The organism is Tateyamaria sp., assembly GCF_059783535.1.
In genome coordinates, this window is record NZ_JBYNDP010000065.1 from 1 (window position 1) to 17,937 (window position 17,937).

Sequence of the window (17,937 nt, forward strand, 5' to 3'; positions counted from 1 at the left end):
AAGAGGCGACAGGTGAGCTGAAGCCCAAGAAGATCATCAAGCGTCTGAAAGTGGTGGAGTCGTTCCTCGAATCCGGCAACCGCCCGGAGTGGATGGTTCTGACCGTGATCCCCGTGATACCGCCAGAACTGCGCCCGCTGGTGCCGCTCGATGGAGGCCGTTTCGCGACGTCCGACCTGAACGACCTGTATCGCCGCGTGATCAACCGGAACAACCGTCTGAAGCGCCTGATCGAGCTGCGCGCGCCTGACATCATCGTCCGCAACGAAAAGCGGATGCTGCAGGAATCCGTCGACGCCCTGTTCGACAACGGCCGTCGTGGCCGCGTGATCACGGGTGCCAACAAGCGTCCGCTGAAATCGCTGTCAGACATGCTTAAGGGTAAGCAGGGTCGTTTCCGCCAAAACCTTCTGGGTAAGCGCGTCGACTTCTCGGGCCGTTCGGTCATTGTGACCGGGCCGGAACTGAAGCTGCACCAATGTGGTCTGCCGAAGAAGATGGCGCTCGAACTGTTCAAGCCGTTCATCTACTCGCGGCTTGAAGCCAAAGGTCTGTCTTCGACCGTCAAACAAGCCAAGAAGCTGGTGGAAAAAGAGCGTCCCGAAGTGTGGGACATTCTGGATGAGGTCATCCGCGAACACCCAGTCATGCTAAACCGTGCGCCCACGCTGCACCGTTTGGGCATTCAGGCGTTTGAGCCCGTCTTGATCGAAGGTAAAGCGATCCAGCTGCACCCGTTGGTCTGTTCGGCCTTTAACGCCGACTTCGACGGTGACCAGATGGCTGTGCACGTTCCGCTGAGCCTTGAGGCCCAGCTGGAAGCGCGCGTGCTGATGATGTCGACGAACAACGTTCTGTCGCCCGCAAACGGCGCGCCGATCATTGTTCCATCGCAGGATATGATCCTTGGCCTGTATTACACCACGCTGGAACGCGCGGGTATGAAGGGCGAAGGCATGGTCTTTGGCTCGATCGAGGAAGTGCAACACGCCCTCGATGCGGGCGAAGTGCACCTGCACGCCAAGATCACGGCCCGCGTGCCGCAGATCAACGAGCATGGCGAAGAGGTCATGCAGCGCTTTGAAACCACGCCGGGCCGTGTCCGCTTGGGCGCGCTTCTGCCGCTGAACAACAAGGCACCCTTTGAGCTGGTCAACCGTCTTCTGCGGAAGAAGGAAGTGCAGCAGGTCATCGACACCGTGTACCGTTATTGCGGTCAGAAGGAGTCGGTCATCTTCTGTGACCAGATCATGTCCATGGGCTTCAAGGAAGCGTTCAAGGCGGGTATTTCGTTCGGTAAGGACGACATGCTGATCCCGGACAGCAAGTGGACCATCGTTGACGACACCCGCGAGCAGGTGAAGGACTTTGAACAGCAGTACATGGACGGCCTGATCACTCAGGGCGAAAAGTACAACAAGGTTGTCGATGCCTGGTCGAAGTGTAACGACAAGGTCACCGACGCCATGATGGGCTCGATCTCGGCCGAGAAGAAGGACGAGAACGGCGCTGAAATGGAGCCGAACTCGGTCTACATGATGGCGCACTCCGGTGCCCGTGGCTCGGTCACGCAGATGAAGCAGCTGGGCGGGATGCGCGGCCTGATGGCGCGTCCAAACGGCGACATCATCGAAACGCCCGTGATCTCGAACTTCAAGGAAGGTCTGACCGTTCTTGAATACTTCAACTCGACCCACGGTGCGCGGAAAGGTCTGTCTGACACCGCTCTGAAGACGGCGAACTCGGGTTACCTGACCCGTCGTCTGGTGGACGTGGCGCAAGATTGCATCGTACGTGACAACGATTGTGGCACCGAGAACGCGATCACGGCCGAAGCGGCGGTGAACGATGGCGAGGTTGTTGCATCGCTGGCCGAGCGTGTGCTGGGCCGTGTGGCTGCGGATGACGTGCTGAAGCCCGGTACTGAAGAGGTGATCGTTGCTGCTGGTACGCTGATTGACGAACGCATGTCAGACACCATCGAAGAGATGGGCGTGCAGTCCATGCGCATCCGCTCGCCTCTGACCTGTGAGGCCGAAGAAGGCGTCTGCACCATGTGCTACGGTCGTGATCTGGCGCGCGGTACCATGGTCAACACCGGTGAAGCGGTCGGCATCATTGCTGCCCAATCCATTGGTGAGCCGGGCACACAGCTGACGATGCGGACCTTCCACATCGGTGGTGTTGCGCAAGGTGGCCAGCAGTCGTTCCTCGAAGCAAGCCAGGAAGGCAAGATCGTCTTTGAGAACCCGCAGACGCTGACCAATGCGGCTGGGCAGGTTCTGGTCATGGGCCGGAACATGAAGCTGATCATTCAAGACGAGAATGGTGAAGAGCGCGCAAACCACAAGCTGGGCTACGGTACGGCACTGTTCGTGACCGATGGTCAGGATGTGAAGCGTGGCGACAAGCTGTTCGAGTGGGATCCCTACACTCTGCCGATCATTGCGGAGAAGGCCGGTACTGCGAAATACGTTGATCTGGTTTCGGGCCTTGCGGTTCGCGACGAGACCGACGAAGCAACCGGCATGACCCAGAAGATCGTGATCGACTGGCGTGCGGCCCCCAAAGGCAACGAGCTGAAACCGGAGATCATCCTGGTGGGTGAAGATGGTGAACCTGTGCGCAACGATGCAGGCAACCCGATCACCTATGCTATGTCCGTGGACGCGGTTCTGTCGGTGGAAGATGGTCAGGACATCGCAGCAGGCGACGTCGTGGCGCGTATTCCGCGTGAAGGTGCCAAGACCAAGGACATCACCGGTGGTCTGCCGCGTGTGGCTGAATTGTTCGAAGCCCGTCGTCCCAAGGACCACGCGATCATCGCGGAAATCGATGGTTACGTGCGCTTTGGCAAGGACTACAAGAACAAGCGCCGCATTGCGATTGAGCCCAGCGACGAGACCATGGACAAGGTCGAGTACATGGTGCCCAAGGGCAAGCACATCCCGGTGGCCGAAGGCGACTTCATCCAGAAGGGTGACTACATCATGGACGGCAACCCTGCCCCCCATGACATCCTTGCCATCATGGGCGTCGAGGCGTTGGCCGACTACATGATCAACGAGGTGCAAGAGGTCTATCGTCTGCAAGGCGTGAAGATCAACGACAAGCACATCGAGGTCATCGTGCGTCAGATGCTCCAGAAATGGGAGATCGAGGACTCGGGCGACACCACGCTGCTGAAAGGCGAACACGTGGACAAGCAGGAGTTCGATGCCGCCAACGAGAAGGCCCTGTCGAAAGGCGGTCGCCCGGCTCAGGGTGGTCCGATCCTCTTGGGTATCACCAAGGCGTCGCTGCAAACCCGGTCGTTCATCTCGGCTGCGTCCTTCCAGGAAACCACCCGCGTGCTGACCGAAGCGTCGGTACAGGGCAAGAAGGACAAGCTGGTTGGTCTGAAAGAGAACGTGATCGTGGGCCGTCTGATCCCTGCCGGTACCGGTGGTGCGACCCAGGCTGTGCGCAAGATCGCATCGGACCGCGACAATGTCGTTATCGAAGCCCGTCGCGAAGAGGCCGAAGCGGCCGCTGCCCTGGCGGCTCCGACGGCCGACGATGTGGTGGGTGGCGACGTGTTCGACACGGTCATCGACCATTCGGAAGACAGCCGCGACTGATCTCGGTCACAGAGTGAAAATCAAAACCCCCGCCAGAGATGGCGGGGGTTTTTGTTTTGGTACATTGCGCAAGAGCAGGAGGCGTCCACTTGCCCACTGGATAGGTCGTTTGTTTGCTGGTGGTGAGAAGTGGCCCGTTGAAGGGTACTTAGATCAAAGAGGCCAGTTTGAGCCGTTGGATTTTTCCGGATGGTCCTTTCGGCAACTCCTTGAGAAAGTGAATGCTTTCCGGAGATTTGAATGCGCCGAGCCGTTGGTGACACAGGGCAATCAAAGCGGCCTCAGATAGTTCCGAGCCGGGTTTGACGCTTACAGCTGCTTCGACCCGCTCACCATAGCTTTTGCAGGGCCGCGCGAATGCCGCCGCTTCGATGATGTCCGGCTCGGAATAGAGAACCTCGTCAATCTCGCGCGGGGCGATGTTTTCACCTCCCTTGATGATCAGCTCTTTCAAGCGACCGGTCACGAAAACATAGCCGTCTTCATCAATGTGCCCGAGATCCCCAGTGCGGAGCCAGTCGCCGGCAAACGTTTTAGCTGTGGCCTCCGGGTTGTGCAGGTATTCGACCATCACGTTGGGGCCGCGTATGGCGATCTCGCCCTCTTGCATGGGCGGAGCGTCCTCAAGGTCGGCGGTCAGGATGCGGACTTCGTTGCCGTAGGCGATGCCCGGTGATCCGATCTTGCGTGTGCCGGGGGGCAATGGGTTCGAGAGTATCTGTGCCGCAGTCTCGGTCAGTCCCATGGTTTCGATGATCGGAACTTGGAAGCGCTCCTCAAAGGCGGATTGTGTGTCGACTGCTAAGGCAGAGGAGGCGGAGCGCCCAAATCTCAGCCGGGCGGAAACATCCGTGTTCGGGTGGGTGTCGCTGTGCAGAAGATGGCTGATGATTGTTGGAACCACCGAGAACCAGGTGACCTTGGCCCGGTCTGCCTGATCCCAGAACTGGCTGGCTGAAAATTTGGCAGTCATCGCCAGCGACCCACCCGAGACGAGCGACCCCATCAAGGTCACGCAAAGCCCGTTGATGTGGTAGATCGGTAAAACGCAAAAGCCGCGATCCATTGGCGACAGGTCATGTGCAATGGCGGTCGTCCACCCACCCGCAAGCAGGCTGGCATGGGTATGCACGACGCCTTTGGGCTGACCGGTTGTACCGGATGTGTACATCAGCAACGCATGTTGCGCTGCATCGAAAGCCGCCAATGATGCCCGTTGCGCCAGCATGTCAGGTTCCAAGATTGTCAGCCGTGCAGGTGCAACCCGGGCAATCACATCCCTTTGGCTGTCGTGTACAAAAGCGTAGCGCGCTCCGCTGTGATCGAGGGCATAAGCGATTGCATCTGGCCCCGCCGCCAGATTGATCATGGTCGCCCGAAACCCACCGTAAAGAGCGGCATAAAGCGCCACGACACCAGCGCGACCATTGGGATGGACGATGGCGACGCTTTCGCCGGGGGCGACACCTTGCCCTGCCAACCGTTCGGCTGCGGCCTTGGCCTCATCGCGCAGGGTCTGCCAATCAAGCGTCTCCCCTGTTTCTGGGAACACAATCGCCACACCACCCGCGTCGGCCCTGGCATCAAGCCAGTCCCTCACCGTGCCTTCGGGCGGCCTGTTCCGGTCGAAGATCATTGTCCGGCTTCGTTCCAGTAGTCGCTGAAAATCTCGTTGAGTGCGGGTTCATTGGCTGGGATTTCCCGCACGATCTTGGTGGTTTGCATGAAGTGGCGCCAATGCAGGTTGGTATCAATTGAATTGCCACCCCAAGACCCACAGCCCATCGAAAGCGAAAACGGCATGCCATTGGTGAACGAACCACCGGTGGCGAATGTATGGGCTTGGTTGACGATCACTCGGCTGGTCGGGATCGCCTGCGCGAGGACCAAGGGCCGGTCGTCTGTCCGTGTGTGCAGCCCGACAGAATGACCCGCGCCCTGATGCAACTCGATCTCGCGCGTGATGCGCACTGCATCCGCGAAATCCTTTGCACGGTAGACCGTCAGAACCCGGCTGAGCTTCTCGCCCGACAGCGGATGATCAGGCCCGATGCCGGATGTTTCGACCGCCAGGTAGGACGTGTTGGTCGGCACCTCATCCGTCAGCCCGAGGGCGGCGATCATCTTGTCCGCGTCCTGTGCGATGGCCCTTGGGTTCAAGTGGCCCTTGATCCAGAGCTTGGACGTCACCTTGGCTTCGTCCCGGATCAGTGCGCCGCCCGTGCGCGCCATTTCGGCAGCAAAGTCGTCATAGACCGCATCCACAACAACGACTGCGTTCTCGGATGAGCAGGAGGTGGCGTTGTCGAACGTCTTGGACGCTTTGATTTTCTCGGCTGCCGCTGCCAGGTCTGCTGTTTCGTCAACGATCACAGCGACGTTGCCCGCCCCGACAGCGAGCGCGGGTGTGCCCGATGTGTAGGCCCGTTTGACATTGTTCTGGCTGCCCGTGACGACGATCAGATCGGTGATCTCAAGCAGGCGTTGGGTCGTTTCCTTGGAGCCGCGCCCGGGGATCATCTGGACCAGATCCTTGTCGATGCCCAGCTTGTCGAATTCAGCGTGGATATAGCCCAAGAGCGCTTCGCAGGTTGGCACGCCCTTGGGAGAGGGTGATACGACGATGGCGTTGCCGCATTTCAATGCGTTGATGATGTTGTTTGCGGGCGTTGCGCCGGGATTTGTCGAGGGCACAACCGCGCCAATGACCCCAATGGGCCGGGCCACTTCGGTGATGCCAGTGGCCGGGTCGTCGGCGATGACGCCATATGTCTGAGCCTCTTTGATGTCGCGCATCAGGCCCAGGGTTTTGCGATGGTTTTTGGTGATCTTGTCGGGCACATTTCCCAGCCCAGTGGTCTCAACTGCGAGTTCCGCCAAATGGCGGTTGCGGGTGGGTTCCATGATTGCCCAGGCGGCGGCTTGTGTGGCCCGGTCGTATGCTTGCTGCGATCCATTGCGTTCAAAGGCGCTTTGCGCTGCCCGCGCACGGGCCACGATGGCTTCGACGTTTGCAATGGGATCAATGGTATTCATGGGTGTGTCCTGATTTGAGCGCAGCGCCCGCCGATCGGGCGCTGCACCAGTGACTTAGAGACCGGCAAGCAATTCTTCGAGGGTTGCCTGCCGCGCTGCCCACATTTCGAGCACTTCGTCGCGCGTCATGATGTTCATGGGCGAGCCGCCCGCAGCCATCCGCTTTTGCACCCGACCATTTTCGAACATGGTGGGCACGGTGGCGGCCAGCTTGTCGATGATGGGCTGCGGCGTGCCTTTGGGCACCATGACACCGCGGAAGTTGACCGACGCGTTGTCGATGTCAAAGCCCTGTTCCTTCAAGGTGGGGACATCGGGCAGAAACTCTTCATTCCGCTCCAGATCGAAGACGCCGAGGATTTTCACGTTGCCGGCTTCACGTGCGCGGAAGGCGTCGGAAAGGTTGTTCACTCCACCCAGCACTTCGCCCGCGATGACAGCGCGCATCGCACCTGCGCCCCCTTTGTTGTTGGGGATATAGGCGAGTTTCACGCCTGCTGCCTTTTCCAGTTGCAGCGCGGCAATGTGGTGACCCACGAACAGACCCGCCCCGGAGAATGTCAGGCCGCCCGGGTTTTCCTTGGCGTAGTTGACGACGTCTTCCATCGAGTTGAATTCGCTGTCTGCACCAACAACAAAGACCGCCGGGTCTGCGCCCCAGTTTGCAATCGGTTCGAAGCTATCGGCGGAGTAGGATACGCCGCCCTCGATCGACTGCGCGATGAAGTGCGGGATGTTGTAAGCCCCCAGCGTGTAGCCGTCAGCCTCGGCCTCGGACGCGAACCAGTTCCAGCCAACGCGGCCACCCGCGCCGGGACGATTGACGATGGCAATGGGCATCCCAAGCGCATCCTCATTCCCGGCGGTCATTGTCACGATGCGCGCCTGGAAATCCGTTGCACCACCGGCACCATAGCTGACCATCATCAGGATGGGCCGTTCCGGATAGTCTTCATGGCCATCGGCTTGCGCCGACCCCGCCATTGCGGCGAGTGCAAGCGCCGCCCCTGTGATCCATTTTTTCATTTTCTTCCTCCCTTGGGGTTAAATCTGCCGCTTTTGCGGTTCAGAAAAAAATCTCTCGCGGTGTGAAGACATTCAGCAATGCCGCGAAGAGGCCGTACATGACCGCCATGAAACCGGCGGTGATGAGTATCCGTTTGATCCAGCTTTTGATGTCTGAATGCGGGGCCGGATCGTAGAGCGATACGAGGACAAAGAAGGCGATGGTGGTTGCCGTGTAGAACCCCAGCCCCTTGGCCGCCCAGAAGACATATATGATCGCAACGATCAGCCCGGGCAGCATCTTACGCATTGCATCTGCGCTGATACCGTTCCCGACTTTTGTCCGCCCAAGGATCGCCTTGGCGAACGTCCAGATGGCGAGAACCGCAAACACTGATGAGATCAGCCGTGGAAATACAAACGCGTCTGCGGGTTCCTGTGTGAAACTGATGTAAGCAACGCTGATGCCAACCCCGGCGATAAGGCCAGAGGCGATGATGTGCTGGCTGCGGGGCAGATCGCTCATGACAGGGCCTCTTCCTTGGCCACGGCGTCGTCCTTGGTGGTGTAGCGGCGCGAGGCGATCTCCATCCAGATCGAGTAGCTGATCGAGGCCAGCACGATCAGGATCAGGAACCAGTTGAGCCAGCCGGTGAAGAAATAGGCCCCTGTTCCCACCGTCGCGTTTGCGATCATGGACCCTTGGATGAAATTCGCTTCGGCAATGGGCCCCAAGATCAGGCCAAGCACAAGCGGGGCGGCCGAGAAGCCAAAGCGCTCAAGAAAGTACATGGCCATGCCTAGCGTCGCCATCACATAGACATCGCCCATGGAATTCTGCACGGAGTAGCTTCCGAAAACGGCGAGGCCAAGCACCACCGCCGCCATGACCGCATGCGGCACCCTTGCAACGCTGGCCGCCAGCCCCGCGATGTAGAGCCCGAAAACACACATGAGGATCTGCCCGATCAGCATGGAGTCGATGAATGTCCAGGCGACCTGTGGGTAGTTCATGAAGAGGTCGGGACCCGGGAAAATGCCGTGGATCAGAAGCCCGCCAAGCAGTACCGCCGCGGTGGGCGAGCCTGGAATTGACAGCGTGAGAAGGGGAACAAGAGAAGGGCCAACCATAGCGTTATTGGCACTTTCCGCCGCAATGATCCCTTCGCTGTGACCGGTTCCGAATTTCTGGCTTTCCTTGCTGAATTTCTTGGATTGGTCATAGGCCACCAACCCGGCGATCTGCCCGCCGACACCGGGGATCAGCCCGATGATGGATCCGGTCAAAGTGCCGATGGTCAGGGCCGTCTTGCGCTTGATGACTTCGAGAAAGGCCAACCTGATCGGATGCCGTTTGACGCTGATCACCTCGGCATCGTCGCTCGAGCGTCCCTTTGTGAACATGGTGATCACCTGGGGGATGGCGAAGAGGCCAATAAGCGCTGGGATCACGTTGATCCCCCCACTGACGGACGGATGGAAGATGAAGCGCTGCGCGCCCATGATGTCGTCAAAGCCGATGGTCGCTAGCCAAAGGCCGATGCAGCCGGACAGCAATCCTTTCACGACCGAGCTGGAATCGAGTGTGCCAATCACTGTCACACCGAGGATTGCCAGCCAGAACAGGTGGGATGGTCCAAATGCCAGCGCCCATTGCGCGAGAACGGGGGTGAGGAAAATCAACAGGAAGACGCCGAACAATCCGCCGACTGCCGAGGCCAGGAAGGACAGCTGCAGCGCCTTGGCCCCTTCGCCCTTGGTGGCCATGGTGTGGCCGTCCAGCGTCGTGGCGATATTGGCCGGAGCGCCCGGGATTTTCAGCAAGATCGCACTCACCGCGCCGCCCGCCACGGTTGATGTGTAGGCGGCCCCCAGCAGGATCAGCCCCTGTTGCGGTTCCAGTTGAAAGGTGAAGGGGATCAGCAACGCCACGGCCATTGTCGGCGAAAGCCCGGGCGTGGCCCCAAGGATCAGGCCGCCAATGGTGCCAAGCAACAACAACCCGAAATTGATCGGGGCGAAGACATCGCCCATGTAGAACAGAAAGTCCATCAGGCCCAACTCCTCCCAAACTCAGGCTTGACCCGTTACGCTAAGCAATGAAAATAGTTTTGCAAATGTTTTCATAAATTCCTGAATGTGGACGTTTAGGTGGCTGAAACAAAACCAAAAAAAGTGGATATCTTGACTGTGGCAAAGGCCGCACGTGTTTCGGCATCAACGGTTTCACGCTACTTCAACCATCCCGACTTGCTGAAGCCTGCAACCCGCAAACGCATCGATTCCGCCGTGCGCAGGACGGGATATATTCGAAATCGCGCGGCCCAAACGATCCACGGTATTCGGTCAGGAACGATTGGCGTGCTTATCCCGACATTGGATCATGCGATCTTTGCCGAAGTTGTGCAGGCCTTTTCCGACACCGTGGCGGAAAAGGGTTTTACCATTCTTCTCGCATCGCACGGTTATGACTTGCAGCGCGAATACGCGATCTTACGCAAGTTCCTTGAACATCGCGTGGATGGGGTCGTTTTGACAGGTCTGGATCATGATGATGCCGTGTTCCAGCTTCTTGACCAGCAAGAGATACCTTGCGTGCTGATGTGGAACCACGCGGCTGGATCGCGCTTTCCTTGCATCGGTGCGGACAACGAGCAGGCAGGGCGCATGATTGCCGAGCATGTCCTGTCGCTGGGGCACCGCAAGATCGGTTGCATGTTTCCACCCACCGAAGGCAATGACCGTGCGCTTGCCCGGCGTGACATCGTGTTACAGACCCTAAGAAACGCAGGTGTGTCCGTTCCCGACGCCTGGTCGCTCACCACCGTTTACAGTATCTCAGAGTCGAAGAGTGATGCCTTGCGGCTGTTTTCAGAACCCAACCGGCCCACCGCTTTGGTCTGCGGCAACGACATCCTTGCAACCGGGGCACTCTACGGTGCCAAGGCGGCGGGGCTGTCGGTGCCGGACGAAATCTCGATCGTTGGGATTGGTGATTTCAAAGGGTCGTCGGACATAGAGCCTGCGTTGACGACGGTACGTTTGCCGGCAAAGCGTATTGGTCACGAGGCTGGCAAGGCCCTGACCACTGCAATTGTCGACCAAGAGGCCTGGGACCGGCGCAGTTTGCACTGCGAACCTGTGCTTATGCTTCGGAATTCTGCGCAGGCGGTGTCACCGAGCCTTTGACGCGTCTGGCCGTTGATATGCCGAGCTATGTGGCGTTCCCAGAAGTTGTCCCGGTCTGAGAGCTGCTTGCGGGGCCGCCCAAATGAAAACCCGGCGCGAGGTATCCCTCACACCGGGTTTCCTGAACTGTCAGCGGCTTAGTTGATCCAGCCGTTCACGATGTCCATGTTTTCAGCGACCCAGGCTTCGGCCACGTCCTGCGGGTCCATCTCATCCCGACCGATGGACAGGATCCAGCCGTTCACGACCGCTGGGTCCAGTTGGATCTGGCTCAGGAACTTGGCTGCGGGTGGGTTCCGCTGTTCCAGCGACTTGGAGTAGCTGACAAAGATTTGTGCGTCTGGCGTTTTGCAGCCTGCTTCGGACACTTCCAGCCAGTCTTCGCCATCGAGCTGCAGGTTCAGGCAGCCTTCGGTGTGCTCAGGCTCGGCCAGCGGAGAGATGTCATAGGCAGCGTGAATCCATTCGGGTGTCCAGTAGTAGAACAGGATCGGCTTCTGATTGCCGTAGGACGTCTTCAGCTGCGCCTTGAAGGTCGCGTCGGAGATGATTTCCGGCTCCCACAGTTCGGAGAGGCCGTAGGACTTCATCTTGACCTGCCAGATTTTCGTGGACTTCCACGAGGCGTCACCGGCCCAGTATTCGCCCTTGCCGTTGCCGTCCTTGTCGAACATGGCGGCGACAGCCGGGTCCTTCAGATCCTCGAACGAGCTGATCTGGTCGGACATGTAGCTGGGCACGTACATCTGCTGGGTGCCGGCATAGGGCTGGTTGTGCGCCACGGTGCCTGCGTCTTCGATGAAGCGGTCCCATGGGCCTTGCTGGTTCGGCATCCACATGTCGGTCCAGACGTCGGCCGAGCCGTCGCCCTTGTCCATGCCGGTGGCGATGATGGCTTGGTCGGACAGACCTTCGACGATTTCAGCTTCGGAGCCGAGCGGCCCTTCGATCACCGTCTTGATGACGTGTGCGATGGCCTTGGCACCGGTCCAGTTCAGGTCGGAGATGGCGACCTTTTCCTGTGCCGAGGCACCGACTGCTGCGACCGACAGGGCCCCGGCAGCGGTGAGGGTTGTGATGAGTTTCATGTGTGTCTCCCTTATTGAACTCATTCTTGGTTAGTGTTTGACGGTGTTGGCCTTCTGGACAACGCGGTCGATCATCATCGCCAGAAGCGCGATGCCAATGCCGGCCAGGATGCCTGCGCCCGTACGAGTGTTCGCGAGCGCTTCCGTCACGATAAAGCCCATGCCGCCAGCGCCGATCAGTGCGGCCACAACGACCATGGACAATGCCATCATCACCACCTGGTTGACGCCTGCCATGATCGACGGCAGGGCCTGTGGCAATTCCACCTTCATCAAGAGTTGCCGTGGGTTGGCGCCGAAGGCGAGGGCGGCTTCCTTGGTGTTCTCGGGCACGTGGCGGATGCCGAGTGCCGTGAGCCGCACCATTGGCGGCATCGCGAAGATCACCGTGGCGAGGATGCCCGGCGGTTTGCCGATCGAGAAGAAGGCGACAGCGGGCAGCAGGTACACGAAGGATGGGATCGTCTGCATGATGTCGAGAATGGGCGTTATTATGGCCTGTCCTCGTGTCGATTTGCCAACCCAGATGCCCAGCGGCAGGCCGAAGACAACGCAGATGATCGAGGCCGCGACTACGAGGCTCATCGTGTCCATGGCGGTTTGCCAGAAACCGAAGAGGGCGAGGTACACGAGTGAGGCGGCGACGAATATGGTTATTCGCGCCCCGGCCATCGTGTAACTGATCGCCATGATGGCCCCCATGGCGATGATCCATGGCGTGCCGACAAAGACGGCGGTGATTGCCGACAGCATTGACCGCAAGAAGGTCGTGATCCCGTCGAAGAAGAAGCCGTAGAAGGCTGTGAGATAACCGATGCCGTCGTCGATCAGTTGTGCCGTGTAGCTGTTCAGGTTGACCGGCGGCAGCCCTTCGCGGGGTGCTTCGCGGCGGACAAAGCGATTGCCGTCATCATCACGCGGATAGGTGACGGTGTCGCGCCGTTCCAACCAGACGACCGTGGGGAATTCTCCGATGATCATGCAGTCGAACTGGTCCTTGAACGCCACCTCTTCGCCCGCGGCGATGGAGCGGGCCTGTTTGATGCAGGTCCGTTCCTCGGGCGGGAATTGCGAGGCACGGTAGAGCATGAGTGGCGCGATCATGGCGACGATCACTGCGGCCCAGACCAGTCGCTTCGTGTCCCAGCCGGATGGCTTGGAATGATCGACGCGCCATGTGTTGTATTGACGGAAATAGATGCGGTCAGCCAGCCAGCCAAAGAGGATACGGCCGAGTAAGAAGATGATGATCGCTGCCCATAGGCTGGACGCTGTCCAGTCTTCGTAGCGGACAACGAGGAAGTCTTTGTTGTCGATTACGGCCTGTTTGGCCGCCTGCGAGAATTTCCAGACCTGCATGAGGTACACGGCGGCAACGAGGTCGATCAGGAAGCCAATCCAGAACAAAAGTTTGTTGGCACGGATTGCAGCCCATGGAAAACCAGCGATGGCGGCAATCCAGTTGATATGGGTGCCGGGCAGTTGCGCCTTTTGGATCGACAGGAAGGTTTGCGCGAAATAGCTTCCGGATTTGTCGGCGAAATCGGCAAAAGGTTTGGTTTCGTCCGTGGCGGCGGCGGGCGCGCCGCCCATTTGATCGGGTGTTGTATCGGTCATGTTACGCCTCCCCCTGGACGCCATGCAGGATTGCATCTTTGGACACCACGCCCACGACGTTGCCGTCCGACTTGATCAGCACAGGGTGATCCTGGTTGACGCTGAGCGCGATCAGCCTGTCGAGATCGTCGTCCGGGTCGGCCACGGGTGCCTCTGCCTGTGCCACCGGTCCCTTGCGCTGTTCGTAGGCTTCGAGCGGTTCCATGACTGTGTGGGCATAGAGCAGTTTCAGCTTCGAGATACCGGCCACGAAGTCCGCCACGTAGTCGTCGGCGGGCTTGGTCACGATGTCTTCGGGTGTGCCGACCTGCACGATTTCGCCGTCCTTCATGATGGCGATGCGGTTGCCCATGCGGATCGCTTCATCGAGATCGTGGGTGATAAAGAGCGTGGTCTTGTTCATCGACTTGGACAGGTCAAGGAATTCGTCCTGCAAGACGCGCCGGATCAGCGGGTCGAGGGCCGAGAAAGGTTCGTCCATCAACAGGATGTCCGGGTCGGCTGCCATAGCGCGGGCGAGGCCCACGCGCTGCTGCATCCCGCCTGACAACTCAGAGGGCAGGCGGTCTCCGTAGCCTTGCAAGCTGACCAGTTCGATCACGCGGTCGGCAACCTGAGCACGCGTGTAGGCGTCGACATTGCGCAGCTCCAGCGAAAGGGCGACGTTGTCGCGTACCGTGCGGTGGGGCAGGAGCGCCATGTTCTGGAACACCATGCCGATTTTGTCGGCGCGCATGGCGCGCAGTTCTTCGGCGTTGAGTTGCCCGACATTGGCACCATTAATCAGAATTTCGCCGCCCGTGGGTTCGATCAGGCGGTTGATGTGCCGGACGAGGGTGGATTTGCCCGAGCCCGAGAGGCCCATGATACAGAAGATTTCCCCTTCGCCGACCGAGATCGACACATCCTTGACCCCGACCACGGCGCCAAACTCTTCCAGTACCTCGGCCTTGGACAGGTTGTCCCGTCGCACGGCTTCCATGGCTTCGTCAGCCCGGTTTCCGAAAATCTTCCAAACGTTGCGGGTGACGACCACCCCTTCTTCTGTGTTTTCAGTCAAGCGCGTGCCTTCTCTCTTTTGGGATCAAGGAAGGGCAGGTCGACAATCGTTGCGCCAAGGCGCTTCATATGTCCGTCCAGCTTGCCCACTTCCAGTTCAGTGCCAGGGGCGGCGTTTTCGATGGCGATACGTGCCATGCCGATCGCATGGCCCAATTGAGGTGAGTTGCATGCGCTGGTGATCACACCCACCTGTTCGCGACCGATAAAGATACCATCACCATGGTGCGGCGCTTCATTTCCGACCAAGTGCAATCCTACGAGTTTGCGGCGGGGGGCCGCACCGTTGCGTTCAAGGGCCGCGCTGCCCACAAACCCCGATTTTTTCAGATCAATGGCAAAGCCGAGGCCGGATTCGAAAGCATCCATGTCGGGGCCAAATTCGGCGCCCGCAATCATAAGCCCTGCTTCGATCCGCAGCATTTCAAGAGCATCACCGCCCATGGGCACCAGGCCATGTGGTGTGCCCGCTTCGATCAGCGCGTCCCATATGGCCACGGCATCATTGCTGTCGCAGAAAATCTCGTAGCCCAGTTCACCGGTAAAGCCCGTGCGGCATAGCATGAACGCGGGTCCGTCCCGGTCATGCAGCCGTGCGATGGTGAAGCCGAACCATTTGAGGTTGTCGAGCGTGGGGCGCGACGGCTGGGTGAAGACCAGTTCGCGCAGGATATCACGTGATTTTGGCCCTTGCAGAGCGAGGTTCTGCATTTTTCCGCCATGGGTGAGAATGCGCACATTCAGGCCGAGTGCTTCCGCCTGTTCGCGCAAGTGGAGGCCGGAATTATCCGATCCGCAGCACCAGCGGAACGCCGTGTCTTCGAGCCGGAACAAGGTACCGTCATCCAGAACCGAGCCGCGTTGGTCGCACATCAGGGCATATAGACCGCGGTGCAGCGACAGCTTGGCCACGTTTCGTGTCATACAGTGCTGCAGCAACTCTTCGGCATCCGGTCCGATGATGTCGAATTTCCGAAGGCCTGACATATCCTGCAGGGTCGCCGCGTTCTTGCACGCCCAGTATTCGGCAATTGCGCCGGTCGCGTCGTATTGCGTTGGCATCCAGAGTTGCCGGGCAACCTGGTAGCTGCTTGTCAGTTTCGAGATGCGCGGATGGAACGCAGAATGGGTCGTCATCTGCGCGGCATCGCCGGGGTTTGATCGCCACGATACAGCGTGTTGGATGTCGCTGTTTTCTTCGTAAATACGCACGTGAATATCCGTTGGGTTCCAGCCGTTGATAGGATCGACATCGTCGGGGCAAGCAGTGGAAACGCAGACCAGATCGGTCAGCGCTTGCATCGCCACGTAGTCTCCGGGCCGTGACCAGGCTTCGTCCGCCGCAATGTGGTGGTCTTGCCAGTCGATCCACGAATTGAAAAAGAAGTTGATTGCAGGCCAGGCGCGCCGCGATTGAATGCCGTAGGGTGCAAATGCGCCGCTGATATTGTCAGAACAGTTCACATGGCCGGGAAATCCGCGTTCTTCGTATCCGCGTGCAGTGCAGGCTAGAGCAAATGTGTCGTGCCGTCCAACCATGTCCTGCCGCACTGCGAGCAGCGGTTTCATGTCCTGATCAAAGAACTTGTCGTGCAGGCCCGGAAGTGGGTACGCACTGCGCGCCATGGTGCGGGACACGGTGCTGTCGATGTATCGTTCAGTGCCTTGCTCCAGTGCTTCGCTGCGCATGGCCATGAAGTCGGAGCACTGTTGGCCTTCGACATCTATAATCTGAACGAACTGCCCCTTCTTGAGGGTGTATGCGTGTGCGGTGCCGCGGCTGACGCGCCATTCATCTATGACGCGGCCCATGGGTTCAGGCAGGGATGCCTCGTTGATCGTGCCCGCTGGTGGCTGGACGGACAGGGCGACAAGGCCACCGCCGCCGGTGCTGATGTACTCATGTGCTACGGGGACGATGCAGAACAGATCGGTGTCTTGGGTCACCTTCGCGATGTGGACTTCGCCCGATGCGTCCGATGCAGCAAAGATGCGCAGGCCAGCGCCACGGCTCAGACCACTGTCACGGCCATGCGCAAGCATTTGCATCTGCCGTGTGTCATACCCGTCAGAGGGTAGCGGTTGGCCAGCGTCGCCGACATGCGCAAAAGCGGAAAGGCCGAAATCGCGTTCGTTGTCTGCAAGGGCGGTCAGCCAAACATCGCATCCGCCATCCACATTGGTGATCGATATTACCGAGCCTGCGCGAACGCGTATCCTGCCCATTTCGCCGTAACGTATGTCGCGGCGGAGTGCGGCGGGATCCTTTAGGCCCTGATACCGCGCGCGAGCAGGCGTGTAGGTATCGCTTCGTTTTAGCACGTGGCTATTCCCTGTTTGGTCCAAGCGTCAATTGAGCGGCGCGCTGTGTAACCGGTTACATTTGAACACTTGCGAATCGCTTTGGTCAAGCATCTGGTGCGGAGGAGGGGGATTATCGTGGCAAAAACTGCGGCAAGTATCAGAGATGTGGCACGGGACACCGGGTTATCCACGGCAACGATCTCTCGTGTTGTGAATGGGGATGCCAAGGTCAGCGAAAAGACCCGGCAGCTTGTGCTTGATGCGTGTAGCCGGCTGGACTATCTGCCCAACCCGGCGGCGCGGGCGTTGTCAACGCGGCGGACCCGAGTGGTGGCAGCCATCATCCCGACAATCGAGCATTCGGTCTTTGCCAAGTTCATTTCTGCCATCGAACGGACGCTCAGCTTGCATGGCTATTCCTTGGTTCTTGCAATCTCGAATGCCGATGATGCCGAGGAATTGGCGGCGGCCCGCAAGCTGCTGGGGATGGGTGCGGATGCGTTCATTCTGAGCGGCCAGACGCATTCTGCGGCATTGCTTGAGATGTTGGGCAAGCGGCAGGTGCCCTATGTCTATACCTCTGTCTGGGACCCGCAATGCGAACAACCTACCGTGGGATACGACAATGCCGATTTGGCCGGCCAGGCGTTGCGGCATCTGCACGTTAACGGACACAGGAAGGTGGCGGTCGTCCATGGGCCGCTTGTCGAAAGTGACAGGACATTGGCGCGCCGGGATGGTGCGCAGGCGTTGCGTGGCCTCTTTGATGCACTGGATTTCTTCGAAACGCCGCTGAGTGTTGCGGGGGGGAAGGCGTGTGTGGGTCGTCGTTTGGCGAACGGAGCTGGGTACTCGGCATATTTGTGTTTTTCGGATGTGTTGGCGCTGGGCGCTTACTTTGCTTGCGCAGATGCGGGCAAAAGGATCCCGCAGGATGTGTCGGTCATGGGGTTTGACAATCTCGATTGGGCGGAGGCCGTTGTGCCGCCGCTCACCACCATTGACCTGCCTGCATCCGG

General features: G+C 59.2%; 12 protein-coding genes. 3 read left to right on the top strand and 9 right to left on the bottom strand.

Going from position 1 to position 17,937, the window contains the following annotated elements; genetic code table 11:
• A partial coding sequence (gene rpoC / locus AC6RA8_RS13250; RefSeq protein ID WP_500353216.1) for a DNA-directed RNA polymerase subunit beta' occupies positions 1-3,620 on the top strand: 3,620 nt, incomplete at its 5' end.
• A 148-nt stretch (positions 3,621-3,768) separates the two neighbouring features.
• On the opposite strand, the gene AC6RA8_RS13255 is transcribed toward rpoC, so the two are convergent.
• From AC6RA8_RS13255 to AC6RA8_RS13275, 5 genes are read right to left on the bottom strand one after another with little or no spacing between them, the layout of a single operon-like run.
• Complete coding sequence (locus AC6RA8_RS13255) at positions 3,769-5,256, bottom strand: AMP-binding protein (RefSeq protein WP_500353217.1); 1,488 nt, start codon at positions 5,254-5,256, stop codon at positions 3,769-3,771.
• On the bottom strand, positions 5,253-6,656 hold the full coding sequence (gene sauS, locus AC6RA8_RS13260) for an acylating sulfoacetaldehyde dehydrogenase (protein WP_500353218.1): 1,404 nt from the start codon (positions 6,654-6,656) through the stop codon (positions 5,253-5,255). Before sauS ends, AC6RA8_RS13255 begins: the two co-directional genes overlap by 4 nt.
• 54 nt (positions 6,657-6,710) lie before the next feature.
• Positions 6,711-7,682, bottom strand: a complete 972-nt coding sequence (locus tag AC6RA8_RS13265; protein ID WP_500353219.1) for a tripartite tricarboxylate transporter substrate binding protein — start codon at positions 7,680-7,682, stop codon at positions 6,711-6,713.
• A gap of 40 nt (positions 7,683-7,722) precedes the next feature.
• A complete protein-coding gene (locus AC6RA8_RS13270) occupies positions 7,723-8,187 on the bottom strand; it encodes a tripartite tricarboxylate transporter TctB family protein (RefSeq protein ID WP_299602761.1) in 465 nt (154 codons plus the stop codon).
• The gene (locus AC6RA8_RS13275) at positions 8,184-9,713 is read right to left on the bottom strand and encodes a tripartite tricarboxylate transporter permease (protein WP_500353220.1); all 1,530 of its coding nucleotides are present in this window, start codon (positions 9,711-9,713) and stop codon (positions 8,184-8,186) included. Before AC6RA8_RS13275 ends, AC6RA8_RS13270 begins: the two co-directional genes overlap by 4 nt.
• A gap of 123 nt (positions 9,714-9,836) precedes the next feature.
• Here AC6RA8_RS13275 and AC6RA8_RS13280 point away from each other — a divergent pair, with 123 nt between their 5' ends.
• Entirely contained in the window at positions 9,837-10,850 is a 1,014-nt protein-coding gene (locus AC6RA8_RS13280) for a LacI family DNA-binding transcriptional regulator (protein WP_500353221.1), read from the top strand.
• A gap of 137 nt (positions 10,851-10,987) precedes the next feature.
• Here AC6RA8_RS13280 and AC6RA8_RS13285 read toward each other — a convergent pair whose 3' ends face one another.
• Genes AC6RA8_RS13285 through AC6RA8_RS13300 form a run of 4 tightly spaced genes read right to left on the bottom strand, consistent with a single transcriptional unit; the run spans position 10,988 to position 16,936 of the window.
• Positions 10,988-11,938: an ABC transporter substrate-binding protein gene (locus AC6RA8_RS13285; RefSeq protein ID WP_500353222.1), complete on the bottom strand. Its 951-nt coding sequence runs from the start codon at positions 11,936-11,938 to the stop codon at positions 10,988-10,990.
• A gap of 30 nt (positions 11,939-11,968) precedes the next feature.
• Positions 11,969-13,555, bottom strand: coding sequence for an ABC transporter permease (locus tag AC6RA8_RS13290; protein ID WP_500353223.1), 1,587 nt, complete (start codon positions 13,553-13,555; stop codon positions 11,969-11,971).
• A gap of 1 nt (position 13,556) precedes the next feature.
• A complete protein-coding gene (locus AC6RA8_RS13295; protein WP_500353224.1) occupies positions 13,557-14,615 on the bottom strand; it encodes a quaternary amine ABC transporter ATP-binding protein in 1,059 nt (352 codons plus the stop codon).
• On the bottom strand, positions 14,612-16,936 hold the full coding sequence (locus AC6RA8_RS13300; protein WP_500353225.1) for a DUF1989 domain-containing protein: 2,325 nt from the start codon (positions 16,934-16,936) through the stop codon (positions 14,612-14,614). The genes AC6RA8_RS13295 and AC6RA8_RS13300 overlap by 4 nt, the downstream gene beginning before the upstream one ends.
• A 117-nt stretch (positions 16,937-17,053) precedes the next feature.
• On the opposite strand from AC6RA8_RS13300, the gene AC6RA8_RS13305 reads away from it, so the two are divergent.
• The coding region (locus tag AC6RA8_RS13305) for a LacI family DNA-binding transcriptional regulator (protein ID WP_500353226.1) at positions 17,054-17,937 on the top strand (884 nt) is incomplete at its 3' end.